Source organism: Nonomuraea sp. CA-143628 (genome assembly GCF_050942315.1).
In the GTDB taxonomy this organism is placed as follows: Bacteria; Actinomycetota; Actinomycetes; order Streptosporangiales; family Streptosporangiaceae; genus Nonomuraea.
In genome coordinates this window covers 5,525,763-5,551,963 of the sequence record NZ_CP192072.1, presented here as the reverse complement: position 1 = coordinate 5,551,963, position 26,201 = coordinate 5,525,763, and the positions used below count along the sequence as shown (strand labels likewise).

The 26,201-nt window shown below is 71.4% G+C and carries 20 protein-coding genes; 9 read left to right on the top strand and 11 right to left on the bottom strand.

The genetic code is table 11. The features are described from left to right. Positions 1-25: 25 nt before the first annotated feature. The 3 genes from xylB to ACQP2T_RS25375 all read left to right on the top strand — a co-directional run bounded on the left by xylB (position 26) and on the right by ACQP2T_RS25375 (position 3,293). On the top strand, positions 26-1,432 hold the full coding sequence (xylB, locus tag ACQP2T_RS25385; RefSeq protein WP_433518529.1) for a xylulokinase: 1,407 nt from the start codon (positions 26-28) through the stop codon (positions 1,430-1,432). Further along, entirely contained in the window at positions 1,429-2,586 is a 1,158-nt protein-coding gene (gene xylA / locus ACQP2T_RS25380; protein ID WP_358540847.1) for a xylose isomerase, read from the top strand. The genes xylB and xylA overlap by 4 nt, the downstream gene beginning before the upstream one ends. A 362-nt stretch (positions 2,587-2,948) precedes the next feature. After that, entirely contained in the window at positions 2,949-3,293 is a 345-nt protein-coding gene (locus ACQP2T_RS25375; protein ID WP_103962598.1) for an RNA polymerase-binding protein RbpA, read from the top strand. A 59-nt stretch (positions 3,294-3,352) separates the two neighbouring features. On the opposite strand, the gene ACQP2T_RS25370 is transcribed toward ACQP2T_RS25375, so the two are convergent. The 4 genes from ACQP2T_RS25370 to ACQP2T_RS25355 form a co-directional block, all read right to left on the bottom strand. Then, positions 3,353-3,862 (bottom strand): FxsA family protein, encoded by a 510-nt coding sequence (locus ACQP2T_RS25370; protein ID WP_433518528.1) that lies wholly within the window; start codon positions 3,860-3,862, stop codon positions 3,353-3,355. Positions 3,863-3,981: 119 nt separating this feature from the next. Then, positions 3,982-4,725, bottom strand: a complete 744-nt coding sequence (locus tag ACQP2T_RS25365; RefSeq protein ID WP_358540843.1) for a polyprenol monophosphomannose synthase — start codon at positions 4,723-4,725, stop codon at positions 3,982-3,984. A 6-nt stretch (positions 4,726-4,731) separates the two neighbouring features. Further along, on the bottom strand, positions 4,732-6,231 hold the full coding sequence (gene lnt / locus ACQP2T_RS25360) for an apolipoprotein N-acyltransferase (protein WP_433519832.1): 1,500 nt from the start codon (positions 6,229-6,231) through the stop codon (positions 4,732-4,734). Positions 6,232-7,093: 862 nt separating this feature from the next. Next, positions 7,094-9,325 carry a HelD family protein gene (locus tag ACQP2T_RS25355; protein ID WP_433518527.1) on the bottom strand — a complete coding sequence of 744 codons (2,232 nt, stop codon included), beginning with the start codon at positions 9,323-9,325 and terminating at the stop codon, positions 7,094-7,096. A gap of 294 nt (positions 9,326-9,619) precedes the next feature. Here ACQP2T_RS25355 and ACQP2T_RS25350 point away from each other — a divergent pair, with 294 nt between their 5' ends. The 6 genes from ACQP2T_RS25350 to ACQP2T_RS25325 are packed head-to-tail and all read left to right on the top strand — an operon-like array spanning position 9,620 to position 16,295. Beyond that, entirely contained in the window at positions 9,620-10,825 is a 1,206-nt protein-coding gene (locus ACQP2T_RS25350) for an ROK family transcriptional regulator (RefSeq protein ID WP_358540834.1), read from the top strand. Positions 10,826-10,867: 42 nt separating this feature from the next. After that, complete coding sequence (locus tag ACQP2T_RS25345; RefSeq protein WP_433518526.1) at positions 10,868-12,205, top strand: ABC transporter substrate-binding protein; 1,338 nt, start codon at positions 10,868-10,870, stop codon at positions 12,203-12,205. Between the two features lies 1 nt (position 12,206). Then, positions 12,207-13,133: a carbohydrate ABC transporter permease gene (locus ACQP2T_RS25340; RefSeq protein WP_433518525.1), complete on the top strand. Its 927-nt coding sequence runs from the start codon at positions 12,207-12,209 to the stop codon at positions 13,131-13,133. Continuing rightward, complete coding sequence (locus ACQP2T_RS25335) at positions 13,130-14,020, top strand: carbohydrate ABC transporter permease (RefSeq protein ID WP_433518524.1); 891 nt, start codon at positions 13,130-13,132, stop codon at positions 14,018-14,020. Before ACQP2T_RS25340 ends, ACQP2T_RS25335 begins: the two co-directional genes overlap by 4 nt. Further along, positions 14,017-15,273 (top strand): 6-phospho-beta-glucosidase, encoded by a 1,257-nt coding sequence (locus ACQP2T_RS25330; RefSeq protein ID WP_433518523.1) that lies wholly within the window; start codon positions 14,017-14,019, stop codon positions 15,271-15,273. The genes ACQP2T_RS25335 and ACQP2T_RS25330 overlap by 4 nt, the downstream gene beginning before the upstream one ends. Continuing rightward, positions 15,273-16,295, top strand: a complete 1,023-nt coding sequence (locus ACQP2T_RS25325) for an N-acetylglucosamine kinase (RefSeq protein ID WP_433518522.1) — start codon at positions 15,273-15,275, stop codon at positions 16,293-16,295. Before ACQP2T_RS25330 ends, ACQP2T_RS25325 begins: the two co-directional genes overlap by 1 nt. A 16-nt stretch (positions 16,296-16,311) precedes the next feature. On the opposite strand, the gene ACQP2T_RS25320 is transcribed toward ACQP2T_RS25325, so the two are convergent. The 7 genes from ACQP2T_RS25320 to ACQP2T_RS25290 form a co-directional block, all read right to left on the bottom strand. After that, a complete protein-coding gene (locus tag ACQP2T_RS25320) occupies positions 16,312-17,877 on the bottom strand; it encodes an FAD-dependent oxidoreductase (RefSeq protein WP_433518521.1) in 1,566 nt (521 codons plus the stop codon). Beyond that, positions 17,874-19,292, bottom strand: coding sequence for a glycerol kinase GlpK (glpK, locus tag ACQP2T_RS25315; RefSeq protein ID WP_433519831.1), 1,419 nt, complete (start codon positions 19,290-19,292; stop codon positions 17,874-17,876). The genes ACQP2T_RS25320 and glpK overlap by 4 nt, the downstream gene beginning before the upstream one ends. A gap of 137 nt (positions 19,293-19,429) precedes the next feature. Next, the gene (locus ACQP2T_RS25310; protein WP_433518520.1) at positions 19,430-20,299 is read right to left on the bottom strand and encodes an IclR family transcriptional regulator; all 870 of its coding nucleotides are present in this window, start codon (positions 20,297-20,299) and stop codon (positions 19,430-19,432) included. Positions 20,300-20,365: 66 nt separating this feature from the next. Then, positions 20,366-20,842: an Lrp/AsnC family transcriptional regulator gene (locus ACQP2T_RS25305; RefSeq protein ID WP_433518519.1), complete on the bottom strand. Its 477-nt coding sequence runs from the start codon at positions 20,840-20,842 to the stop codon at positions 20,366-20,368. A 23-nt stretch (positions 20,843-20,865) separates the two neighbouring features. Then, entirely contained in the window at positions 20,866-21,459 is a 594-nt protein-coding gene (locus ACQP2T_RS25300; protein WP_433518518.1) for a GTP-binding protein, read from the bottom strand. Between the two features lie 284 nt (positions 21,460-21,743). Next, the gene (locus ACQP2T_RS25295) at positions 21,744-22,595 is read right to left on the bottom strand and encodes a terpene synthase family protein (RefSeq protein ID WP_433518517.1); all 852 of its coding nucleotides are present in this window, start codon (positions 22,593-22,595) and stop codon (positions 21,744-21,746) included. 246 nt (positions 22,596-22,841) lie between these two features. Then, complete coding sequence (locus ACQP2T_RS25290) at positions 22,842-26,162, bottom strand: CHAT domain-containing protein (RefSeq protein ID WP_433518516.1); 3,321 nt, start codon at positions 26,160-26,162, stop codon at positions 22,842-22,844. Between the last annotated feature and the right edge of the window lie 39 nt (positions 26,163-26,201).

Sequence of the window (26,201 nt, the reverse complement as noted above, 5' to 3'; positions counted from 1 at the left end):
TACAGTTGACTAATATGGAGTCCTGGTGACAGAGGCACTGGTGGCCGGGGTCGACTCCTCGACTCAGTCGACGAAGATCGTGCTGTGCCGGGCCGGTGACGGCACAGTGGTCGACGAGTTCGCGGCCCCGCATCCCGACGGCACGGAGTGCCATCCCCACCATTGGGAGAGCGCGCTCGACAAGGGGCGGCACCTGCTGGAGCGGGCCGCCGCCGTCGCGGTGGCGGCCCAGCAGCACGGCATGGTCGCGCTCGACGGTTCCGGCGAGGTGGTGCGGCCCGCCCTGCTGTGGAACGACACGCGGTCGGCGCCGCAGGCCACCCGGCTGACCACCGAGCTGGGCGGCCCGGCCCGGTGGGCCGAGCTGACCGGCAGCGTGCCCGTGGCCTCGTTCACGGTCACCAAGCTCCGCTGGCTGGCCGAGCACGAGCCGGAGCTTGCCGCCCGCACCGCGGCCGTGCTGCTGCCCCACGACTGGCTGACCTGGCGGCTGGGCGAGCGCCGCGCCTTCACGACCGACCGGGGCGACGCCTCGGGCACCGGATACTGGTCCCCGGCGACGGGAGAATACCTGCCCGAGTTCGTGTCCGCCGCGATCGGGCACGAGGTCGAGCTGCCCCGCGTGGCCGCGCCGAACGAGATCGTCGGGCACCTGCCGGGCGGCGCCGCGATCGGGCCGGGCACCGGCGACAACATGGGCGCGGCGCTGGGGCTCGGGCTGCGGCCCGGCGACGTCGCGGTGTCCATCGGGACCTCGGGCACGGTCTTCGCGGTGAGCGAGGTGCCCGCCGCCGACGAGTCGGGGATGGTCGCCGGGTTCGCGGACGCGACCGGGCGCTTCATGCCGCTGCTGGCCACGCTCAACGCGGCCAGGATCCTGTCCTCGGCGGCCTCGATGATCGGCTGCTCGCTGGCGGAGCTGTCGGAGTTCGCGCTGGCCGCCCCGCCGGGCGCCGGCGGGCTCACGCTGCTGCCCTACCTCGACGGCGAGCGCACCCCGAACCGGCCGGACGCCTCGGGCACGCTCACCGGCCTGACCACACGCAACGCCACGCGCGAGAACCTGGCGCGGGCGGCGGTCGAGGGGCTGCTGTCCTCCCTGGCCGACGCCATCGACCACCTGACCGCGCAGGGCGTACGACCGCGCCGCGTGCTGCTGATCGGCGGCGGCGCGAAGTCCGAGGCGGTGCGCCGCATCGCCCCCCAGATCTTCGGCAAGCCCGTCGCCGTCCCCGAGCCGGCCGAATACGTGGCGCTCGGCGCGGCCCGCCAGGCCGCCTGGGCGCTGGCCGGCACGCCCGAGCCACCCGTCTGGACGGCCCAGCCGGTCCAGGAGTATGACGGGCCGCCCACTCCCCATGTCCGTGACCAGTACGCCGAGCTGCGCGACCGTACGGCCGGCTGGCAGCACCACCGAGAGGATCGATCATGAGCGTAGACCCCTACACGCCCACCCCCGAGGACCGTTTCTCCTTCGGCATCTGGACCGTCGGCTGGGCGGGAGTCGATGTGTTCGGACCGGCGACCAGGGCGCCCATGCCCGCCGACCGGGCCGTGCGCAAGCTCGCCGAGATCGGCGCGTACGGGGTGAACTTCCACGACAACGACGTGTTCGACTTCGACGGCCATGACCGCGACGAGCGCGTCGGCGCGTTCCGCAAGGCGCTGGAGGAGACCGGACTGGTGGTCACCACGGCGACCACCAACCTGTTCTCGCACCCGATCTTCAAGGACGGCGCCTTCACCTCCAACGACCGCGACGTGCGCCGCTTCGCGCTGCGCAAGGTGATGGACAACATCGACCTGGCCGCCGAGCTGGGCGCGCAGGTGTACGTGTGCTGGGGAGGCAGGGAAGGCGCGGAGAGCGGCGCGGCCAAGGACGTCCAGGCGGCGCTCGACCGCTACAAGGAAGCCTTCGACGTGCTCGGCTCGTACGTGCTGGACCACAACTACGACCTCAAGTTCGCGATCGAGCCCAAGCCCAACGAGCCGAGGGGCGACATCCTGCTGCCCACCATCGGCCACGCGCTGGCGTTCATCAACGAGCTGGAGCACCCGGAGCTGGTCGGGCTCAACCCCGAGGTGGGCCACGAGGAGATGGCCGGGCTCAACTACGCACACGGCATCGCGCAGGCGCTGTGGCACGGCAAGCTGTTCCACATCGACCTGAACGGGCAGAACGGCCCCCGCTACGACCAGGACTTCCGCTTCGGCGCCGGCAACGCCCGGGGTGCCTTCTGGACCGTCGACGTCCTGGAGTCCAACGGCTTCTCCGGCCCCATCCACTTCGACTTCAAGCCGCCGCGCACCGAGGACGACGAGGGCGTGTGGGTGTCGGCCGCGGCGTGCATGCGTAATTACCTGATCCTGCGGGAGAAGGTGCGGGCCTTCCGCGCCGACCCCGAGGTGCGGCAGGCGCTGGCGGCGGCCCGGCTCGACGAGCTGGCCGTGCCGACGCTCGCCGACGGGGAGAGCTGGCGCGACGTGCGCTCCTTCACCCCCGACATCGACGCGCTGGCCGCCCGCGGCGCCGCGTTCGAGCACCTGGACCAGCTGGCCATCGAGCACTTGTACGGCGTGCGCTAGACCCGCTGTCCCCCGCCGGTGGGCGCTCGTCCCCGGCGGGGCGCTCTTGTCGGCCCGCGTCCCTTGGCCATCGTCAGGCGCTACCGTCCCCCGACCACCATCCCGCGCTCGCGTCCCGGATTACCGGGAGCGAGCAAAGGCCGCCTTGCGGTCAGACCGATTCGCGGACTGTCTCAAGAACCACCATGGCCCTCACGTGGCCCGGAGCTCCAAAACGCCGACGGAAGCCCGGTTGCGGGCAACTCCTCGGGAAGAGAGCGATTGGATCACCCCGCAGGGGGGAATCCCATCACGGTACCAAGCGTTACACACCGTGGGAGACAGACCCCTCACGATGGGGGCCCTGTAGGAGGCATTTAAACATGGGCGAGCGCGCGCTTCGTGGCACCCGGCTCGGGGCAACCAGCTACGAGAACGACCGTAACACGGATCTGGCCCCGCGCCAGGACGTGTCCTACACCTGTCCCAAGGGCCATCGCTTCGAGGTTCCGCTTGCCGCCGAGGCCGAGATTCCCGCGACCTGGGAGTGCCGCATGTGCGGCGCGACCGCGGTTCGGGTCGACGGCGAGCAGCCGGAGTCGAAGAAGACGAAGCCCCCGCGGACGCACTGGGACATGCTCCTGGAGCGACGGTCCATCGAGGACCTGGAAGAGGTGCTCAACGAGAGGCTGGCGGTCCTGCGGGCCCAGCGTCGAAAGAGCGCCTGACACCTTCTCACGGTGAAAGCCCCCGGACACCTTGTCCGGGGGCTTCGCATTGCTCGCGGTCAGGACGGCTCGCGGTCTTCTCTGATCACTTCGCCGTGCACCACACCGGCGCCGCGCCCGTTGCCTCGCGCGTTGACGTGTCCGTCCACGGGCCCGCCACCCGGCGCCGAGAAGAGGTGCGCGTACGGCGAGGCCGCCGCCATCTTCTTGACCCGGCGGTCGAAGAACCAGGACACCAGGCGCCGCATCGCCGGCCGCGTGACCGGCAGCACGCACAGGAACCCGAGGATGTCGCTCAGGAACCCGGGCGTCAGCAGCAGCGCGCCGCCCACCAGGATCAGGCCGCCGTCGGCGAGCTCCTTGTCGGGCATCCGGCCGGACTGCAGCGCGTCCTGCAGCGCCCGCCAGGCCCTGCGCCCCTCACGCCGTACCAGCCACGCGCCCAGCAGGCTGTCGGCGATGAGCAGGGCCACGGTCGTCCAGCCGCCGATCACCGAGCCGACCTGGATCAGCAGCCAGATCTCCAGCACCGGGACGATCAGGAAGGCCAGGAAAAGCAGGAGCCGCATCGTCTTCCCCAATCCGCGCCCGCGACGTATCTGAAGGCGTACTCAAAGACCCTGTACACAACGACAACGCCCGGCGCGCCCGAACCGTTCCTCCGCTACCTGAGGGTGGCCACAGGTTCTCAGCCGCGCTTGCCGCGCAGCCGGGCGGGCAGGCCGGACAGCCCCCAGACGGCGATGCGCCAGAACGACTCGGCCATGACGCGGCTGCTCATCTTGCTCGTGCCGACGGTCCGCTCCACGAACGTGATCGGCACCTCGACCACCCGCAGGCCGTGCCGGGTCGTCCGCAGGGTGAGGTCGACCTGGAAGCAGTAGCCCTGCGACTCGACGTCGGCCAGCCCGATCTTCTCCAGCGTCGCGGCGCGATAGACGCGGAACCCGGCGGTCGCGTCGCGCACGGACATGCCGAGCATGAGCCGCGTGTAGATGTTGGCGCCCCTGGACAGGAGCTCGCGGGAGACGGGCCAGTTGACCACCTTGCCGCCGGGCACCCAGCGCGACCCGATCGACAGGTCGGCGCCGTCGGAGACCGCCTCCAGCAGCTTGTGCAGCTCCTCGGGCTGGTGCGAGCCGTCGGCGTCCATCTCCACCAGTACGTTGTAGCCCTCGTCGAGCCCCCAGCGGAACGCGGCGATGTAGGCGGCGCCCAGTCCTTCCTTGCCCGCCCGGTGCAGCACGTGGACGTGGTCGTCCTTGTCGGCCAGCTTGTCGGCGATCTCACCGGTGCCGTCGGGGCTGTTGTCGTCGACCACCAGCACGTGGGCGTCCGGCAGGGCGGTGCGCACCCGCTCGGTGATCAGCGGCAGGTTGTCGCGCTCGTTGTAGGTCGGTATGACGATGAGTATCCGGCCAAGAGTCTCCATGATCAGTCATTCCTCACCGGTCGCCTTGCGCCTGACACGCCACGCGGCGACCCCGGCGGCCGCCACTCCCATCAACGCCAGCGCCCACTCTGGCAACGCGCCGATCTGGGTCGCGACCGTCGCCTGGGTGCGCACGGGCACCTTCACCACGTTCATGTCCGCCACGAGCTCGCGGGTCTGCCAGGAGACCTTACCGTCAGGTGTGACATACGCCGAGATGCCGGTGGTGGCCGCGGTCACGACCGCCCTGTTGTGCTCGACGGCCCGCAGCTTCGACATGGCCAGCTGCTGCGGCGGCAGGTTGGACTCGGCGTAGGTGGCGTTGTTGGTCTGCACCACCAGCGGCGTGGCCCCGGTCTTGACGGTCCCGCGCACGGTGCCGTCGTAGGCCACCTCGTAGCAGTTGACCGCGCCGATCGTCACCGGGCCCATCTTCAGGTCGCCCGGCTTGGTGCCCGGGACCGACTGCCTGCCCACCAGACCGGCCCGCTCCCAGAGGGCCAGCACGATCTCCTGGAAGGGGGTGTACTCGCCGAACGGCACCAGGTTCTGCTTGTCGTAGTAGGCGCCGGGTCCGGTCACCGGGTCCCAGACCAGGCTGCGGGTCGCGCGGTTCGCCTCGCCGATGGCCACGACCGCGCCGACCAGCGTGGGCACCCCGACGTCCTTCACGGAGTCGTCGATGATCTGGCGGGCGGTCTCGTCCCGGTAGGGGTCGATGTCGGTGGAGTTCTCGGGGAGGACCACGATGTCGGGCTTGGCGAGTTTCCCGTCTCGTACGGCCTGCGCCAGCTTTTTGGTCTCGTTGGCATGATTTTTCAGGACAACGGCGGGTTCGTCGCCCAGGACGTACATGCCGCGGCCCGGCACATTGCCCTGCACGATGCCGATGTTGACCGTGCGCCCCTCATCGCCCGGCCTCGGCACGGCCAGGGTCAGCAGGGGCACGACCAGAGCGAGCGCGAGCGGCACGAGCCGCCCGGTGACGCGCCGGGCGTCCGGGGGCCGCCGCAGCAGCGTGTAGGCGAGCAGGGCCCCGCACAGCACGACGGCGAACGACACGAGGGGTGCCCCGCCCAGCGCGGCGTACTCGGTGAACAGCGACTCGCCCTGGCTGAACGCCAGCCGCGCCCAGGGGAAGCCGCCGATGGGAAACAGCCCGCGCGCCCACTCCATGGCCACCCAGAGCCCGCCGAACCACAGCGGCCACAGCCGCAGGCGGAACACCAGCGCCGCCAGGGCGGCCATCACGGCGTAGAACAGGCTCTCGACGCCGACCAGCATCAGCCAGACATCGTCGCCGATCGTGCGCACCCAGGCCAGGGTGGGGAACAGGAACACGGCCGCGGCCAGGTAGCCGAGCCAGGCGGCGCGCCGGGGGCGCGTGCGGTAGAGGGCGGCGACGATCAGCGCGACGCCGAGCGGCGCGGCCGGCCAAAAGTCGATGGGCGGGAAGGCGAGGAACAGCAGTCCCCCACCGGCCACGGCGGCGGCGACCCGGGCCATCAGCACCCGCCCGGACTCCCGCGCTCCCCGCCCCGCAGGAGCGGACCCGCCGGAGGCGGCAGCGGACGTACCGGACGGAGACGCGGACGCGTCCGGGGCGGACGTGCCGGACGCAGACGCGGACGTATCCGGGGCCGAAACGGGCGTACCGGCCGCAGACGCGGGCGGAAGGGGCGGGCTGGATTCGGGCGTGGTCGAGTCAGGGGTGTGCGGGGTTCCGCCGCCAGTGGGCGGTAGGCCCGTCTTGTCCTGCACCACGCGGGATTCTCCTCGCCGTTCGCACGCCTGCTTGCGAAAACGCTACCGCCCCCGGGCGGCGATTCGGCCCTCGCGGCACCCGGTGATCCGCAAATAGGGGTCCCAGGCGCTGGACGACCCAGGATAGGGGTCGGCAGGAACGGGCGAGGAGCGTCGGCGAAAGGAGCGGCGGCGAAAGGAGCGGCGGCGAAAGGAGCGGCAGGGTGATCCCGTGACCTGACGGGACCACCCGGCGCTGATGGCGATCCTGCGCACGAGAGGGAAGAGGGCCCGGAAACCCTTCGGACCGGACCCGTCTCGTCGGCGGCGAGCGCGGAATTCCGTTGTCTACTGGGCTCCCGGGCCCGTCCCGGGTCCAACCCCCCGCCCGGTTGGGGTGCCCCGACTCGACGGACCGACGGCCCTGCACCTGGCTGTGTGGACGAAGTCACGCTCCGTCACGGACGCAGGATCCGACGATGTCAGAGACGGCCAACCGGCCAAGTCCCGTGCTGGACTGCGCAGCAAACTACCGACTCCACCTCAGATGTCAACCGTGTCCCGATCAGCAGAAACATCAAGTTTCCGCAGGTAGGACATGCTTGCGTTGTCGCATTAAAGCGATCTAATGCCCATTTGTCGGCCCGGACGCGCGGCTTGGCAAGCCGCCCAGCGCCCCCGAAAGGAGGGCTGACAGCGGCCGCTCGTGGACGACGCCGAGCCGCTGGGTGGCCCGGGTTAGAGCGACATATAGGTCACTCAGGCCGCGCGGCGACTGCGAGGCTATCAGGTCCGGCTCGGCCACGATGACCGAATCGAACTCCAGCCCCTTCGCATCGGTCACCCCGAGCACGGCCACGGGGGCGTCGAGCGCCGCGGTGCCCCGGGTGGCGCGTGAGGAGACCACGGCGGCCCCCTCCACCGTGTCGGAGATCACTTTGCCGAGCTCGCCGAGCAGCGCGTCGGGGACGACCACGGCGACCTTGCCGCCCTCCCCGACCTCGGCCTTGACCAGCTCCGGCAACTGGGACAACGGCGCCGACCAGGGCTCGGCGCCGATCTCGCGGACCGAGGCGGGCGCCTCTAGCGCCGGGTCGATGGTGGCCAGCACGCGGGCGGCCACCTCCATGAGCTCCACCGGCGTGCGGTAGTTGACGGTGAGCCGCTCCTGGCGCCAGCGGCCCGCCACGTAGGGGTCGAGCACCTGGTTCCATGAGCGGGCCCCGGCCATCGAGCCGGTCTGCGCGATGTCGCCGACGATCGTCATCGACCGGGTGGGCACCCGCCGCATGATCACTCGCCAGGCCATGGCCGACAGCTCCTGCGCCTCGTCCACGATCACGTGACCGTAGGCCCAGGCGCGGTCGGCGGCGGCCCGCTCGGCGGTGGTGAGGTAGGGGCCCTCGCCGCGCTGGCGTTCGGCCAGGCGCTCGGCCTCCATGACGTCGGACAGGCCCGTCAGTTCGAGCACCTCGCGGGCGTAGGCGAGCTCGGCCTCGCGCTCGTGCTCGGCCGCCTGCCGGGCCGCGGCGAGCTCCTCCTCGGCCTGCAGGGCGCTGGCGCGCAGCACCTGCTCGTCGATCTCGCCGAGCAGCTCGGCCGCCTCGTCGAGCAGCGGCACGTCGGACTCGGTCCACTCCCCTCCCGCACGCCGCAGCAGCGCGCGCTCCTGCGGTGTCAGGGCCGCGGCCGCGTAGTCGAGCCGCTCCGGCGCGCCGTACAGGCCGAGGAGCAGGCGCTGCGGGGTCAGGTACGGCCAGAGCCTGTTCAGGGCGGTCTTGACCGTCTGCTCGGTGCGCAACTCCTCACGCAGGTCGGCCAGCTCGTCGTCGTCGATGAGGCCCTTGCCGAGCTTCTTGGCCGCCTGCCTGGCCAGGGCGTTGAGCAGCGACCTGACGAACACCGCGCGCGCCTGGTTGTGCGCCCGGCGCGAGCGGGTGGCCTTGTTCTTGGCCGATTCGAGCATGTTGCGGTCGATGGTGAGGGTGTAGCGGCCCAGGTTCAGCTCGACGGGCTTGCGGGGCACCCGCTGCCGGTCGCGTACGGCCCGCGCGATCACCTCGGCCATGCGCAGGTCACCCTTGATCGCGGCCACCTCGGGCCGGTCCCTGGCGGTGGCCGTCAGGCCCGGATAGAGCTCGCCGACCGTCGACAGCAGCACGTCCGTCTCGCCCAGCGAGGGCAGCACCTGCTCGATGTAGCGCAGGAAGGTGAGGTTGGGGCCGAGGATCAGCACTCCGCGGCGCTCAAGGCGCTCCCTGTGGGTGTAGAGGAGGTACGCGGCGCGGTGCAGGGCCACGACGGTCTTGCCGGTGCCAGGACCGCCCTGGACGACCAGCACGCCGTTGAGGTCGGCGCGGATGACGCGGTCCTGCTCGGCCTGGATGGTGGCGACGATGTCGCGCATCCGGCCGGTGCGCCGCTCGTCGAGGGCGGCCAGCAGCGCGGCCTCGCCGTTGAGCGTGGCGCGGTCCTCGTCGGTCAGCGTGTCGAAGTCGAGCAGGTCGTCGTCGACGCCGATGACCGCGCGGCCCTTTGTCTGCAGGTGCCGCCTCCGGGTGAGGCCCATGGGCGCGGCCGGGGTGGCGCGGTAGAACGGCTGGGCCACGGGCGCGCGCCAATCGATGAGCAACCGCTCCTGCTCGTCGTCGGTGATGCCGAGCTTGCCGATGTAGAGCCTGCCCTCGTCGACGTGATCGAGCCGGCCGAACACCAGCCCGCGCTCCACCGCCCAGAGCCGGGCCAGCCTGGAGGCGTACATGCCGGCGAACGTGTCACGCTCCGACCTGTTCTGCAACGTTCCCACGGCGCCGGTGCCGAGCACCTCCTTCAGCTGGCTCTGGGTGCGTTCACGCAACGCGTCGAGGCGGGCATAGAGGCGGGCGACGTACTCCTGCTCCCTTGCGAGCTCTGTTTGACGAGTTGCCGCCTGACCATTATTGTTGTTAATGGGACACTCCGGGCCATTCTGCTTGTTGTTACAACAAACGACGACATTAGCATGCCTGTTGAGGCACTCCCATCTTCCCGCGCGACATCCTGGCCCGCATCCGGTCACGGCTTGGTTTCACCCCTTGACCGAAACCCTCCGGGCCTCTTAGGTTCGCATCAAGTTAGGAAAGTTTCCTAACTTCGGGTCAAGGAGTGGAAGTTGAGCGGTCCGGTACCAGGTACTCCCAGTCTGCTCCGCGCCATCAATGATCGCGCGGCGTTGCAGGCCCTCCTGGAGCGCGGCCCGCTGACCCGCCCCGAGATCGGCACCCTGACCGGCCTGTCGAAGCCGACGGCCTCGCAGCTGCTGTCCCGTCTGCAGGAGGCGGGTCTGGTGGTGCTCGACGGCATCAGGGAGGGGCTGCCCGGCCGTACCGCGGAGGTCTACCGGATCAATCCGGCGGCGGCCTACGTGGGCGCGCTGGACGTCACCCCCGCCCGGATCGAGGCCAGGGTCGCCGACATCACCGGCACGACCGTGGGCTCGTACACGCTGCCCACCCCGCGCCGGCCGGGCGGCGAGCTGGTCGCCAGGCTGCGCGCGGCGCTCGACGGCGCGGGCTCCCCCGGCCCGCTGCGGCGGGTGGTGATCGGCGTGCAGGCGGCGATCGACCCGTCCACCGGCCGGCTCGGCTACGCCACCGCCAAGGACATGCCGGGCTGGCAGATCGGCGACCTGGTGCCGACGCTCGCCAAGGGACTCGGCGTGCCGGTGTCGGTGGAGAACAACGTCAACCTGGTCGCGCTGGCCGAGATGGCGCACGGGGCCGCCCGCGGTGACTCCGACTTCGTGCTGCTGTGGGCCGACGAGGGCATCGGCTCGGCCATCGTGCTGGGCGGGCGGATGCACCGGGGCGCCACCGGCGGCGCGGGCGAGGTCGGTTACATGCCGACCCCGGGCGCGCCGACGGCCCGCGAGGCGGGACGTTACGCCAACCACGGCTACCAGGCGCTCACCGGCGGCCCGGCCGTGCTGAAGCTGCTGCGCTCGTACGGCGTGCGCGGCACGGACTTCCGCCAGGCCATCGTGAACGCGGTGCGCGCGGCGGACGAGCACCAGACGGGCCAGAAGGCCGACGACGCGAGGGCGGGGCTGCGCGACATCGCCGCGCGGCTGGCGGTGGGCCTGGCCGCCATCACCTCCGTCATCGACCCCGGGCTCATCGTGCTGACCGGCGGCGTGGTGCTGTCGGGCGGCGAACCCCTGCGCGAGCTCGTCGAGCACGAGCTGCACGCGCTGACCATCCCGCGGCCCCGGCTGCGCCTGTCGTCCGTCGAAGGCAACCCCGTCCTCGCCGGCGCGCTCGACCTCGCCCTCGACCTCGTCCGCGACGAGGTCTTCGGCTCCACGGTCCCAACCCCCTGATGAGTTCAACGTCATGAGTAACGCCATGAGGAGGCACCCCCCGTGCGCTTCGTCCCCTTGGCGGCCGCAGGGCTCGCCGTCCTGACTCTGGCCGCGTGTACCGCGGGCAAAGAGGGCGGTCCCGCTCTCGGCTCCCAGTCCAAGCCCAGCGGCACCGCGCCGACCGCGCTGCCGGCCGCCTCCATCGAGCTGTGGCACGGGTTCTCGGCGGACTCGGAGGTGAAGGCGTTCACCGACGCCATCGCCGGGTTCAACAAGAAGTATCCGCAGATCAAGGTCAAGCTGGTCAAGGGCGTACAGGACGAGCAGATCACCCAGGCCGTACGCGGTGGCCGCCCGCCGGACGTGGCCTCGTCCTTCACCACCGACTCGGTGGCGACCTGGTGCAAGAGCGGCGTGTTCCAAGACCTCAACCCGGTGATCAAGCAGGACGGCGTCGACCTTTCGGGCCTGCCGCCGGTCGTGAACGACTACACCCAGTACGAGGGCAAGCGGTGCGTGATGCCGCTGCTGACCGACGCGTACGGCCTCTACTACAACAAGGCCCTGATGAAGGGCAAGCAGCCGCCCAAGACGCTGTCGGAGCTGACCAAGCTGGCCAAGGAGCTCACGGTTCGGAACCCCGACGGCACCATCAAGGTCGCCGGGTTCATCCCGAGCGGCCAGTACTACGAGAACACCGCGGGTCACTGGAGCGCGATGGTCGGCGCCAAGTGGACCAACCCCGACGGCACCTCGGCGATCGGCTCCGACCCCGCCTGGAAGACGCTGCTGAACTGGCAGAAGGAGCTCGTCGACTGGTACGGCTACGCCAACCTGGACAAGTTCCGCAAGAGCCTGGGTGATGAGTTCTCCGGCAAGCACCCCTTCTACCAGGGCAAGGTCGCCATGGGCATCGACGGCGAGTGGCGGGTGGCCATGATCGCCAACGAGGCGCCGAAGCTCGACTACGGCACCGCCCCCATGCCGGTCGACGACGCCAAGCCCGACCTGTACGGCAGCGGTTTCACCGCGGGCACCGTGATCGGCGTGCCGAAGGGCGCCAAGAACCCCGAGGCCGCCTGGGCGCTGGTGAAGTACCTGACCACCGACACCGACGCGCTGGTCACGCTGGCCAACGCGATCCGCAACGTGCCGACCACCAAGGCCGCGCTGGAGTCTCCCGCGCTGAAGAAGGACGAGCACTTCCAGACCTTCCTCGACATCTTCGCCAACCCGAAGACGAGCACGATCCCGGCGCACGTCAACAGCGTGTTCAACCAGGAGGCGCTGCAGGGGTTCGTCACCTCGTGGGAGAAGGGCTCGGTCAAGGACCTGGACGCGGGGCTGAAGGGCGTGGACAAGACCATCGACGCCAAGTTCAAGCTGTCGGGCGGCTGAGGTGGCGGGCGTACCGCTCAGGCGCCGTGAGGGGTTCCGTGCGCTGCTGTGGCTGTCGCCGTGGCTGGTGGGGTTCGGGGTGTTCTTCGCCTACCCGCTGCTGGCGACCGTCTACTTCTCCTTCTTCAACTACGACCTGTTCTCGCTGAAGTTCAACGGCCTGGCCAACTACCGCTACTTCCTGCAGGACGAGCGGGCCTGGCTGTCGATCCGGAACACGGCGTGGCTGGTGGCCGTCATGGTGCCCGCCCAGGTGCTGTTCGCCCTGGGCGTGGCACAGCTGGTCACCAAGCTGAAGGCGGGCGTGGGGTTCTTCCGCACGGTGTTCTACCTGCCGTCGCTGGTGCCGGTGACGGCGGGGACGGTGGCGTTCGTCTTCCTGCTGAACCCGGCCACCGGGCCTTTCAACCGGATCCTCGCGCTGGTCGGCATCTCCGGGCCCGACTGGTTCGGCGACAAGGACTGGTCGAAGCCGGGGCTGACGTTGCTGGCCATGTGGGGCGTCGGCAACATCATGGTGATCTTCCTGGCGGCGTTGCTGGACGTGCCCAAGCATCTGTACGAGGCGGCGGCCATCGACGGGGCCGGGGCGTGGCGGCAGTTCCGCAGCATCACGCTGCCGACGATCCGGCCCGTGCTGATGTTCTCGGCGGTGACCGGCGTCATCTACACGCTGCAGTACTTCACCCAGGCGATGATCGCCTCCCGGGTCGCGGCCGGCGTGACCGACGCGCCGGGCACCTCGTTCGTGCCCGGCTATCCGGAGATGTCGACGCTGACGCTGCCGCAGTGGCTGTTCCAGACGGGCTTCCGCGACTACGCGATGGGCTACGCCTGTGTGCTGGCGCTGGTGCTGTTCGCGGCGTCGATGGTGTTCACGCTGATCCTGCTGCGTCAGTTCCGCGGGTTCGAGGAGGTGGCCGAATGACCGCCACGCTGGTGGCGTCCCCCACGCGGGCCGCCGGGCGGCGTGCCCGGGAGCGGCGTGGCCGTACCAGGAGGGCGCTGTACTGGATCGCCACGCACGCGACGGCCGTCGCGCTGGGAATCGCGTTCATCGGGCCGCTGGTCTTCGTCCTGCTGACGGCGGTGATGAGCGACAACCAGACGCTGACCGACGAGCTGTGGCCGCACAGCTGGAACTGGGGCAACTTCGGCGAGGTGTTCGCCAGGTCGCCGATCCTGCTGTGGCTGCGCAACACGATGATCTACGCGGTGACCGGCACGCTGTTCACGCTGGCGTCGTCGATCCCGGTGGCCTACGCGCTGGCCCGGTTCCGCTTTCCCGGGCGCAGGCTGGCGTTCCTGCTGGTCATCACCATGATGATGCTGCCGCCCCAGGTGGTCGCGGTGCCGATCTATCTGATCTGGGCGCGGCTGGACCTGACCGGGACGCTGCTGCCGCTGATCCTGCCGATGCTGCTGGGCGACGCGTTCTCGATCTTCCTGCTGCGGCAGTTCCTGCTCTCGATCCCGCGCGAGTACACCGACGCGGCGCGGGTGGACGGCTGCACCGACTTCAGGACGCTCATCCGGGTGATCCTGCCGATGGCCAGGCCGGGCATCGCGGCGGTGGCGCTGTTCCAGTTCTTCTATTGCTGGAACGACTACTACGGGCCGCTGCTGTACGCCGCCACCAACGTCGACAGCTGGACCCTGTCGGTGGGCCTGGCCTCGTTCAAGGCGCTGCACAGCGTGCAGTGGAATCTGACCATGGCGGCGACGCTGCTCGTCATGGCTCCGGTGATCATCGTGTTCTTCTTCGCCCAGAAGGTCTTCATCGAGGGTGTGACATTGACGGGAGTGAAGGGTTGAAACTGGCCGTGGTGGGGGGCGGCTCGACGTACACGCCCGAGCTGATCGACGGGTTCGCGCGGCTCCGGGACGAGCTGCCGGTCTCGGAAATCGCACTCATAGATCCCGATTTATCGCGACTTGAGGTTGTTTCTGGGATGGCGCGCCGCATGCTGGCACATGCCGGGCATCCGGCCCGGGTGCTGGCCACCTCGTCCGTCGAGGAGGGGGTCTCGGGGGCCCAAGTCGTCCTGTTCCAGCTGCGCGTGGGCGGGCAGGCGGCGCGCGACGTGGACGAGACGCTGCCGCTGCGCTGCGGCTGCGTGGGGCAGGAGACGACCGGCGCGGGCGGGCTGGCCAAGGCGCTGCGCACGGTGCCGGTCGTGCTGGAGATCGCCGAGAAGGTGCGTACGCACGCGCCGCAGGCGTGGATCGTCGACTTCACCAACCCGGTCGGCATCGTCACCCGCGCCCTCCTGGACGCCGGGCACCGGGCGATCGGGCTGTGCAACGTGGCGATCGGCTTCCAGCGCCACGTCGCCGGCCTGCTGGGCGTGCCGCCGTCGCGGATCTCGCTCGGCCACGTCGGGCTCAACCACCTGACCTGGGAACGGGCCGTGTACCTGGACGGCCAGGACGTGCTGCCGTCGCTGCTCGCCGAGCACGCCGAGTCGCTGGCCGACGGCCTGGGGCGCCCCGAACTGCTCCGCCGGCTCGGTGTGGTGCCGTCGTACTATCTACGCTATTTCTATGATCATGACGCGGTGGTGGAGGAGCAGCGGGCCAAGCCGTCGCGCGCGGCCGAGGTGGCGGCCATGGAGGCGAAGCTGCTGGAGATGTACGCCGACCCGTCGGTCGTCGAGAAGCCGGCGCTGCTGGGCGAGCGCGGCGGCGCCTACTACTCCGAGGCGGCGGTCGCGTTGATCGCCTCCCTGCTCGGGGACCGTCCCGGCACCCATGTGGTGAACGTCCGCAACCACGGCACACTCCCCTTCCTGGCGGACGAGACGGTGATCGAGGTGCCCGCGCACGTCACCGCCGACGGGGCCGCGCCGCTGCCGGTGCCGCCGGTCGAGCCGCTGTACGCGGGGCTGATCGCGCACGTGTCCGCCTACGAGACGCTCGCCCTGGAGGCGGCCCGGCTCGGCGGCGCGGACCGCGTACGCAACGCCCTGCTGGCCCATCCCCTGATCGGGCAGGACGCGACCGCCGAGGAGCTGACCGGCCTGCTGCTGGAGGCCAACCACGCCTACCTTCCCTGGACGGTGAGGTAGTGGAACACCGCAGGCTCGTCCTCGCGGTCGACGGCGGCAACAGCAAGACCGACGTGGCACTGGTCACGGAGGACGGCGACGTGCTGGCCACCGGCCGCGCGGGCCCGTTCGCGCCGCAGAGCGACGGGGTTCCGGCCGCGCTGGACGCGGTAGAGGAGGCGGTACGGCAGGCGCTCGCGCAACTGCCGCCGGACGACGCCCCCGGCCGGGACCGCTCCGCCGACCGGCCCGTTGTCGTGGGCCGGTTCGATCATGTGGCGGCCTTCCTGGCGGGGGCCGATCTGCCGGTCGAGGAGGAGGCCCTGGCCCGCGAGTTCGCCCGCCGGGGGTTCGGCCCGGACATCTCCGTCCGCAACGACACCTTCGCCCTGCTCCGGGCCGGCGCCTCGAACTCCTGGGGCGTGGCCGTGGTGTGCGGTGCGGGCATCAACGCGGTCGGCGTCTCCCCCACCGGCGAGGTGGCCCGCTTCCCCGCCCTCGGACGGCTCAGCGGCGACTGGGGCGGTGGCCAGGGCGTCGCCGAGGAGGCGCTGTGGCACGCCGCCCGCGCCGAGGACGGTCGCGGGCCGGCGACCGCGCTGGCGGAGCTGTGCACGCGGCACTTCGGCGTACGCACGGTCGAGAAGCTGATCCTGGAGCTCCACTTCGGCCGCCTGGACGAAGGGCGCCTGCACGAGCTCACGCCGGGCGTCTTCGCCACGGCCGCGGCGGGCGACCCGATCGCCAGATCGCTGGTGGAACGCCAGGCGGAGGAGATCACCGTGCTGGCCGAGGTCTGCCTGCGCCGCCTGGACCTGCTGGAGACGCCCACGGAGGTGGTGCTGGGCGGCGGCATCCTCCGGGCCCGCGACCCGCTCCTCACGGCCCTCCTGGACGCCTCATTCGCCACCAGGGCGCCGCGGGCCAAGCTGGTGGTCGCCGACGTCCCGCCGATCGTCGGGGCCGCTCTCAACGGCCTGGAGCACCTGGGCGCGACGGACCTGGCCAAGACCCGCCTGCGCGCCCGCTACGAACAGACCTGACAGGCCCTCGCGGTGGTCAGGACGCGGGAACCGGGCCGCCCGTGAGGAGCGTCTCGACGCGGGTGCGGACCTCCGGAGAGTCCAGGCCGCGGACCGTGAGGGTGGTGCGGCGCCGTACGACGTCGTCGACCGTCGCCGCCCACTCGTGGTCGCGCGCGTAGACCGCCTGCGCCCAGATGTCCGGCCCGTCCGGATGGATCCGCTCACCCAGCGCGGGCGTGTCACGGATGAGCCTGGCCAGGTCGAAGGCGATCGAGCCGTAGTGCGAGGCGAGGTGGCGGGCCACCAGCGGGTCCATCCGGGTGCCCGGCTCGCGGTCGGTCCACAGGCGCATCGCGACCGCGTCCGGGCTGGCCAGGCCGGGCAGCGGCATGGCGGGCAGGATGGCGGCGAGGTCGTCGCCGAGCGGGTGGCCCGGCAGGTGGGCGAGCATGTCGAGGACGAGCTTGCCGATGTGCCGGTAGGTGGTCCACTTGCCGCCCGCCACCGACAGCATGCCGCCCTTGCCCCGGCTGAGCACCGTCTCCCGCTTGGCCGAGGACACGCCGCCGGGGCCGCCCGGCAGCACGCGCAGCCCGGCGAAGGCGTAGGTGATGTCCTCGCGCCGCAGTTGCGACTCGCGTACGGCGTGCCCGGCCTCGTCGAGGATCTGGGCCACGTCGGCGTCGGTGGCGCGCACGTCGGCGGGCTCGCCCTCGTAGGCCTCGTCGGTGGTGCCGAGCAGCAGGTGGTCCTCCCACGGGATGGCGAAGGACACGCGGTATTTGTCGATCGGGGTGGTCAGGGCCGCCTTCCACGGCTCGTGGCGGCGCATGACCAGGTGGGCGCCCTTCGACAGGCGGATGCTCGGCGCGGCCCCGGGGTCCTCCATCCGGCGCAGGTGGTCCACCCACGGGCCGGTGGCGTTCAGTACGAGACCGGCCCCGACACCGAACTCCGTACCGTCGAGCCGGTCGCGCAGCTCCGCCCCCGAGACCGTGCCGCCGCTCTCGCGCAGGCCGACGACCTCGGCGTGGTTGAGCACGACCGCGCCCGCGTCGACGGCCGCGCGCACGGTCATCACCGCGACCCGGCTGTCGTTCATCTGGTGGTCGCCGTAGACGGCGGCGGCGCGCAGCCCCTCGGAGCGGAGCGCGGGCACCCTGGCCAGCGCCTGGTGCGGGGTGATGACCCGGCCGAGCCCGTCGCCGAACACCGACAGCGCCGAGTAGAGGAACACCCCCGCGCCCAGCTTGGCGGCGCCGTGCGGGCCGCCCCGGTAGACCGGCACCACGAAGGAGAGCGGCTTGACCAGGTGGGGGGCGATGTCGCCGGCCAGCGCCCGGCGTTCGCGGTGGTTCTCGGCGACCAGCTTGACGTTGCCCGTCTGCAGGTAGCGCAGGCCGCCGTGGACGAGTTTGGAGGAGGCGCTGGAGGTGGCCCCGGCGAAGTCGCCGCCGTCGACCATGGCGACCCGCAGGCCCGCCTGGGCGGCCATCCAGGTGACGGAGGTCCCGAGGATGCCGCCGCCGATGACCAGCAGGTCGTAGGTGCCCCTGGACAGCTCCTCGCGGGTCTCGGCGCGGGAGGCGGTCGTGGTCATGGAGTGCTCCAGTCGAGGCTTCGGTCGATGGCCTTGCGCCAGTTGCGGTATTCGCGGTCGCGGACGTCCTGGCCGATCTTCGGCCGCCATTCGGCCGCCTTGTGCCAGTTGGCCCGCAGGCTGTCGGTATCGGGCCAGTAGCCGGTGGCCAGCCCGGCCGCGTAGGCGGCGCCCAGGCAGGTGGTCTCCGACACCATCGGGCGTACGACCGGCACCGCGAGCACGTCGGCCAGGATCTGCATGAGCAGGTTGTTGGCGGTCATGCCGCCGTCGGCGCGCAGTGAGGTGAGCGCGAGCCCGGCGTCGGCGTTCATCGCGTCGACCACCTCGCGCGTCTGCCAGGCGGTCGCCTCCAGCACGGCCCGCGCGATGTGCCCCTTGGTGACGAACCCGGTCAGCCCGGCGATGACCCCGCGCGCGTCGGAGCGCCAGTGCGGGGCGAACAGGCCGGAGAAGGCCGGGACGAAGTAGCAGCCGCCGTTGTCCTCGACGGTGCCCGCCAGGGTCTCGATCTCGGCGGCGCTGGAGATCAGGCCGAGGTTGTCGCGCAGCCACTGCACGAGCGAGCCGGTGACGGCGATCGAGCCCTCCAGCGCGTACGTGGCGGGGGCGTCGCCGATCTGGTAGCCGACGGTGGTGAGCAGCCCGTGCTTGGAGGCGACGGGCTCGGTGCCGGTGTTCATCAGCAGGAAGCTGCCGGAGCCGTAGGTGCTCTTGGTCTCGCCCGGCCCGAAGCACGTCTGGCCGAACAGCGCCGCCTGCTGGTCGCCCAGCGCCGCCGCCACCGGCACGCCGTCGCCGGTGGTGCCGTAGACCTCGGCGGAGGGGCCGATCTCCGGCAGCATCGCGCGTGGCACGCCGAGCGCGGCGAGCAGCTCGTCGTCCCAGCTCAGGGTGCGCAGGTTCATCAGCATCGTACGGCTGGCGTTGGTGACGTCGGTGACGTGGCGACCGGTGAGCCGCCAGATCAACCAGCTGTCGACGGTGCCGAACAGCACATCGCCCCGCTCGGCCCGCTCGCGCAGTCCGGGGGTCTCGTCGAGCAGCCACCGGATCTTCGGCCCGGCGAAGTAGGTGGCCAGCGGCAGCCCGGCCCGCTCGCGGAAGAGCTGCTCGTGCTCGGACAGGGTCCGGACCAGGGCGTCGGTACGGGTGTCCTGCCAGACGATCGCGTTGGCCACGGGCCGCCCGGTGTGGCGGTCCCACAGGACGGTGGTCTCGCGCTGGTTGGTGATGCCGAGGGCGACGAGCTGGCCGAAGTCGATGCCGCTGCCGGTGACGGCCTCGGCCACCACGCCCTGGACGGCCTCCCAGATCTCGGCGGCGTCGTGCTCGACCCAGCCGGGACGGGGGAAGATCTGCCGGTGCTCCCGCTGCGCCACCGAGACGATCCGGCCGTCCTGGTCGAACACCATGCACCTGCTCGACGTGGTGCCCTGGTCGATGGCGGCGACGTAATGCGGTCCAGGCACGGCTTCCTCACTTCGATGTGTTCGGCATTACCGAACGGTTGCCAAATCCTAGCTGTGGTCGGGCCGGGCGTGTCAACACGTCACCGGCTCAGGTCGCGGGTGATGGCGCGGGCGGCGTCGCGGACGTAGGAGACGATCGTGATGCTCGGCTCGCCGCTCTCGGCCAGCCGCTCGACCGCGCCTCTGACGCCGATGGCGCCGACGGTGACGCCGCGCGCGTCCCGGATGGGAGCGGCTATGGAGACCTCGCCCTCGACCAGCTCCTCCACGTCGCAGGCCCATCCACGGCCGCGCACCAGCTCCAGCTCCTTGGCCAGGTCGTCGGCGCGGGTGAGGGTCTTGGGCGTGAAGGCGGCCAACCCCTCGACGCCGGGCTCGCCGCCTGCCTCCGCGCCGGGCGTTGTGGCGGACGGCGTGCTGGGCACGGTGGCGGGGGACGTACTGGGTGATGCCGTGGGTTCCGGGGCGGACGGCGCGTGGAATGCCGCGCCCGCGTCGCCGTACGGGTCGTAGGCCAGGAGGACCTTGCCCAGCGCGGTCGCGTGCGCGGGCAGCAGCGTGCCGACCTGCAGGACCTGCATGCTGTCGTCGGGCCTGAACACATGGTGGACCACCAGGACGCCGCCCTCGTGCGCGGTGCCGATCCACACGCTCTCCCTGCTGCGCCCGGCCAGCGCGTCGGCCCAGTTGAGCGAGCGGGTGCGCAGCACGTTGACGTCGAGGTAGCTGCTGCCCAGGTGCAGCAGCGTACCGCCGAGCCGGTAGCGGCCCGTGGCTTCGTCCTGCTCGACGAAGCCGACATGGACGAGCGTGCGCAGGATGCCGTGCAGGGTGCCTTTGGGCAGGCCCATCGCGCGGGCCAGCTCGGCCACGCCCAGCTCGCGCGGGCCGGAGGCGAGCAGCCTCAGTATGCCGGCGGCCCGTTCGACGGACTGGATGGTCTCTCCCACGCCCCACACCGTAGCGCAGTTCGGCAATGCCGAACAGTTCTCGCTAGCTGCGGCGACGGCCCGTCGTCAGGCGGGAGGAGCCGGAGCGTCGGCGCCGTCGCCCGCCACGTCGGGCGGCCGGTGCTCGTAGGGGGTGCTCAGCACGACGGTGGTGCGTGTGGAGACGTTCGCCGACGCGCGGATGTGCTGCAGCAGCTCCTCCAGCGCCAGAGGCGTGGCGACGCGCACCTTGAGGATGTAGCTCTCATCGCCCGCCACGCTGTGGCACGCCTCGATCTCGGCCAGGTGGGCCAGCCGCTCGGGCGCGTCGTCGGGGGCGGCGGGGTCGATCGGCTTGATGGACACGAACGCCGTCATCGGCAGCCCGATCGCGTCATAGTCGATGATCGCGGCGTAGCCGCGCACGACTCCGCGCTTCTCCAGCCGGCGCACCCGCTGGTGCACCGCCGAGACCGAGAGCCCGGTCTCCCTGGCCAGATCGGTGAAGCTCATCCGGCCGTCCCTGGCGAGCAGCGTGACGATCTGGCGGTCGATCTCCTCCATCGGTCAAAGGTAGCCGGTGATGGTCACGACATGGTCCCGACCGGGGCGGCTCCCTGGCGCATGGCGTGCTCGACCAGCGTGATGAGCACTTCCCGGCCGGAATCCTTCTTGCGGGCGTCGCAGAGCACGATCGGGATCTCCGGTTCGAGGCCGAGCGCCGACCGTACCTCGCCGACCGTGAAGGGACGCGCGCCGTCGAAGCAGTTGAGCGCCACCACGAACGGCTGCCCGCGCCGCTCGAAGTAGTCGATGGCCGGGAAGGAGTCGGCCAGCCGCCGCGTGTCGGCCAGCACCACCGCTCCGAGCGCGCCCATCGCCAGCTCGTCCCAGACGAACCAGAAGCGTTCCTGGCCGGGCGTGCCGAACAGGTACAGCATGTAGTCGTCACGGATCGTGATCCGGCCGAAGTCCATCGCCACGGTGGTGGTCGGCTTGGCCTCGACGCCCGACAGGTCGTCGATGTCCACGCCGATATGCGTGAGCGCTTCTTCCGTACGCAGAGGACGGGTCTCGGAGACCGCGCCCACCATGGTGGTCTTGCCCACGCCGAACCCGCCCGCGATCAGAATCTTGATCGCGGTCGGCAACCGCCATCGATCAGAGCGACCGAAGTCCATCCAGCACCGCCTGTACATCCCTCCGCGGCCGTGCCGCGCATGCACAAATCCGCCCTGAGGAGCCGTGGTCAGTGGAACCTGTCAAGGCGCAGAGAAAAGGTCGAGCCACGTGCCTGGCATCGAGACACCCTAGCAACGCCACATATTCCACTCAAGCCACAATCATCCTCGCGAATCAATATGTCATGGTTTGTCGTATCTAGACCAGTTATTCGCACCCCGTTCACCCAAGGGTAAAGGCCCCTGTCATGGGAGGTTGCGGGACCGTAACGGCTTCAGAGGGCCTAGCCGGAAATACCGTACAAACCGGCGTTGAACCCGATCTGTCGCCGCAGGTAGGCGGCCGTGCGCGGACTGCGTTCGCGTACCGGCTTGAGCAATTCCAGCGCCTCGCGCGCCAGCTCCCCCATCGCGTTCGTGACCTCGGCATGGCTGACGCCGAGCATCAGCACGTTCAGGCCGCCCCAGCTGACGTCCCTGCGGTAGGAGGCGAGGTCGCCCAGCAGGTGCAGATAGCGCTGCACGTGCGCGCTGACGGCCCGCAGCTCCTCCAGATGGCGCCTGGCCCACTCGTCACCCGCGTAGATCCAGTGCGACAGATCCACGAAGCAGGATCCCCGGCTGTCGGCGTTGTCGAGGTAGCGGGCGAAGGTGGGGACGGCCCGGGTGTCGCGCCACACCCACGCCCTGGCCATCGCGTCGAACATGCCGGCCAGCTGGTCGCGCCAGAGCGGGTGCAGGCCCTCGAAGTCCTTGACCGTCGCCAGCTCGTCGCGCAGGTCGGCCAGGAAGCGAGTGACCGCGGCCCGCGGCGCCGCGCCGTCTGCCACGTCCAGGCAGTCGCGAACCAGCGCCTCCACCTGAGTACGCGTCGTCGTCGTGCGGTCCACCAGGCGGTCGACGGCCGACACCCAGAGCGACGTCCGGTTGACGATCTTGAGCGCTTCGGACGTGGCCCAGGGGGCGCTGAAGGCGCCGGTCAGCGCCAGCGCGGTGTAGAAGTCGGAGTCGAAGGCCGCCCGTGGGAACAGCCCGCCGTACATCTGGGCGCAACGACGTAGATCCCGGCCGCACTCCGCGGCGAGCGCGCACGCCAAGCCCAGCTCGTACGCCTCTTTCAACTCGTCGTCCGGCATCCTAGAGCCGCTCGATCGGCATGCGGATCATGGGCGACGACCCCCCAAACCGGCATTCCTGCCGCTACTGGCGAATTTTCACATGATCACCCATATTTGATCAAGGCAGGGACACGGCCGCACCACCCCCCACAGTCACCGCGCACTGTCACCCCCATGTCATCCACCGTGTTCAGCATCCACCGTTCGGGCCGCTCTGTCAGCCATCCTTTCCGCCACTTGTGGACCCGCCCTTCAGTCCGCCCCTCAACCGGCCCCGATCGCGATGAACGAGACGTCGTCGCCGCGGGCCTCGCTGAGCGCCTCCGCCAGGCCGAGCCCGCGCCGTAGCCCGTCGTGCAGAGCCACCATGACGGGCACGGCGGCCGCGTCGTTCACCGGGACGACACTCGCGACGATGCCGGCCGTACCGAGGTGGAGCAGCGCGGTGGCCGGCCCGAGCACCTCGTCGGCCCCCACCGCGGCCACCTGCCCGGAGTCGCAGCTCGACAGCACGAGCCGGTAGGGGGCACGGCGCAGCCGTTCGAGGTCGTACACGGTGAGGGGGCCGTCGTCCAGCAGCAGCGAGGAGAAGGAAGGGCTGTCGGCCCGGAACGTCCCGTGCGCCGCCAAATGCGCGAGATGACACCCGTCGATGGCCCCCAGCACGCCCTGAGCCGTCGCCGAACCATCGGCCAGCACAGTGACCGGCCCGGCGGACCCGGCGACTGACCTGAGGGCGGACACAGTGGCAGACCCGGTGGCGGGTCCAGCGGCTGGCTCAGCGGTTTCGGCGTACAGCTCGGCGATGGAGCGCACCTCGCCGTCGGCGTTCGCCACGCCGGGGCCGCGTACGAGCACCACGCCCCCGTCAGCGGGCGGGACGACCGACCTGGCGCGTAACCAGACCGCCGCCGACGGCGCCACGCTGAAGGCCCGGCGCCGCAGCGCGGGCAGCAACCCCCACGGCGCCCCGTGCAACGTCGCCGGCGGCACCACGACCAAGGGCTCACAGGCTCGCGGCCTGGCAGGGGCCGATCCACCGCCGAACCGCCCAAGGTCTGACGACCGCCCATGGCCTGACGACCGCTCAAGGTCTGACGACCACCCAAGGCGTGACAACTGGCCATCTGGCCGTCCCTGGGCTGACCGTCCGCTATCTGGCCGCCCCAGGGCTGGCCGGGCGTCATCCGGCAGCCCCAGGACTGGCGACCGGCCATCCGACCGCCCGAGGGATGACCGTTCGCCGCCGGAGCGTCCGTCGCTCAGGCAGGCCGCTACCGGGCCCAGGAGGGCGCGCTCCAGCCGGGCGCCGAGGCAGGCGAGTTCGCCCGGGTCGGCGCGGCTCTGGTAGGCGAGCCGTCGCAGCCTCGAGCGGGCGAACTCGATCTCCGTGACGGCCGACGCGGCCGATCCCACCGTGAACCGGCGTACCCGCCCGTCTCCGCACAGCAGCACGTGCAACACACCGTCGACGATCACCAACTCGACCAACCGGCCGCCACCGATCGCCGCCAGAAGCTCTCCACCGCCGACCGCCGTCAGGAGCCGCCCGCCACCAAGGGCCGCCCCGTCGTCACGACCCCCCTCGCGACCGTCAGCGCGGCCATCCTCGCGACCGTTGAGGCGACCCTCCTCACGGCCATCCTCGCGACCGTTCTCGCGGCCGTCAGCGCGGCCGTCGGCGCCGCGCACGCGCAGGGTCGCGGCGCGTACCCGTGCCTCCAGCCGGTCCCGGTCGCGTTCCAGCGTGGCCGCCGACGAGGCACCCTCGGACCGTGCCCGGCTGAGCAGGTGGTCGGTCTCGCGCAGTGCGGCGAGCTGGGCAAGCAACCAGTGGTCGTCCGGCGGCCGTACGGGGGGCACGGCCAGCGAGGTCGCCCGCCATCGTTCGGTCCAGTCGAGCAACCTCCGGGGCCGCCCTACGCGCAACCAGTGCCGCTGGGCGAGCGTCACCAGCTCGGCGCCATGGGCGGTCGCCAGGGCCCGCAACTCCGGCGAACCGAACGCGAGGCGGTGTTCCTCGATCAGCGCCAGCCCGGCCCGGCAGGCGTGCAGCAGCCGCCGGGGCCGATCGGCCGCCTCCGCACGCAGCGCCTCGGCCAGCCAGCCGCCCGCCCTGGCCGTGGCGGAGCCGCGGTGGCGGGCCCGCGCCGCCTGCGTCAGGTGCTGATCGGCCGTCCGCCGTCTGCCGAGCGCCAGCGCCGCACGGCCCGCGAGCAGGTGCGCCTGCCACACCTCAGGCGACCCGAGCTCCGCCAGCTTGACGGCCAGCCGCCGCGCCTCCGCCAACCGTCTCCTCTCCGCCACCCGCCTGGCCTCCGCCGGCGACCTGGCGGGCACCGGACCCCCGACCGCCTGCCCGACCACAGACTCGGAAGGCACCGCATTTCCGGCCTCCCGCCCGACCACAGACCCGAAAGACGCCGAGCTCCCGGCCTCCCGCTCGGTCACAGGCCCGGAAGGCATCGCGCCCCCGACCGCAGGACCAGAAGACACCGCCCGCCCGGCCACGGCCCCGGAAGACACCGCGCCCCCGACCGCAGGGCCGGAAGGCGTCTCATCGCCGGCCAAGGCCCTGTCTGCCGCGAGGGCCGCCTGGACCAGGATGAGCCGGGCGTGCGCTGCCCACCAGGCGCGCCGCTGCCCCGCGAACAGGGTGCGGGCCTCCCCCGCCCGCGCGCGGGCCGTACCCGGATCGCCGGACAGCAGCGCCGCCCTGGCGGCCAGGAGCAGCAGCTCGGCCCGCATGGTCGCCTGCCCGCGCAGCCGGGCCAGGTGCCGCAGTGCCCCGTCGGCCTGTGCCAGGGCGTCGCGCGCGAGCCCGGCCGCCAGCAGCACCGCGCACCGGTCGGCGGCCAGGTCGAACATGGGCGTGCCGAGCGCCTGGAAGCCCCGGTCGGCCTCATCGAGGAGGTCCAGCGCGAGCGGCAGGTCACCCGCGCGGAAGGCGACGACGCCGCGGTTCTGGACGGCGACGACCGAGTCGTGTTCCTGGCTGGTGGTCGCGAACATCCGCTGCGCGACCCGGAAGTCCTCCTCGGCCAGGGTGACCGAGCCGCGCGCGAGCCGGACGTGCCCGCGCAGGGTGAGCGCGCGGGCCGCCCAGACGGTGTCGCCCGCGCCGAGCAGCGCCGGGGCGGCGATCTCGAGGTCGTCGAGCGCCTCACCGTGCCGGCCGAGGATCCAGCGGGCGCCGGCCCGCCGGAACAGTACCCGCGCCCGGGTGGTGCCGAGAGAAAGGGCGGCGGCCGTGTCGAGGGCGGACAGGCCGGGCCTGGTGCGGCCGTGCTGGAGGAGCGCGATGCCGAGCGTGGCCAGCACGTCGGCCTCGCGGTCGGCCGAGCCGGAGCGCCGTGCCAGCCGTACCGCCTGCCGCAGCTCGCGGATCGCCGCGTCGAGGTCGCCGAACTCGCGGCGCAGGATGCCGATCGCCTGACGCGCTATCGAGCTCTCGTACGGCCCGCGGCCGTCGGCGAGCATGGCGGTGGCGGCCGTCATGGCCTGTCGCGGACGCGCGAACACCATGGCCAGCACATCGTGCGGATCATCCGGAATCCGGGAATCCCTCGCCGTTTCCCCAGACACGGAGTCGATGGTAGATGCGGGTCATCCGGGCGTCCACGC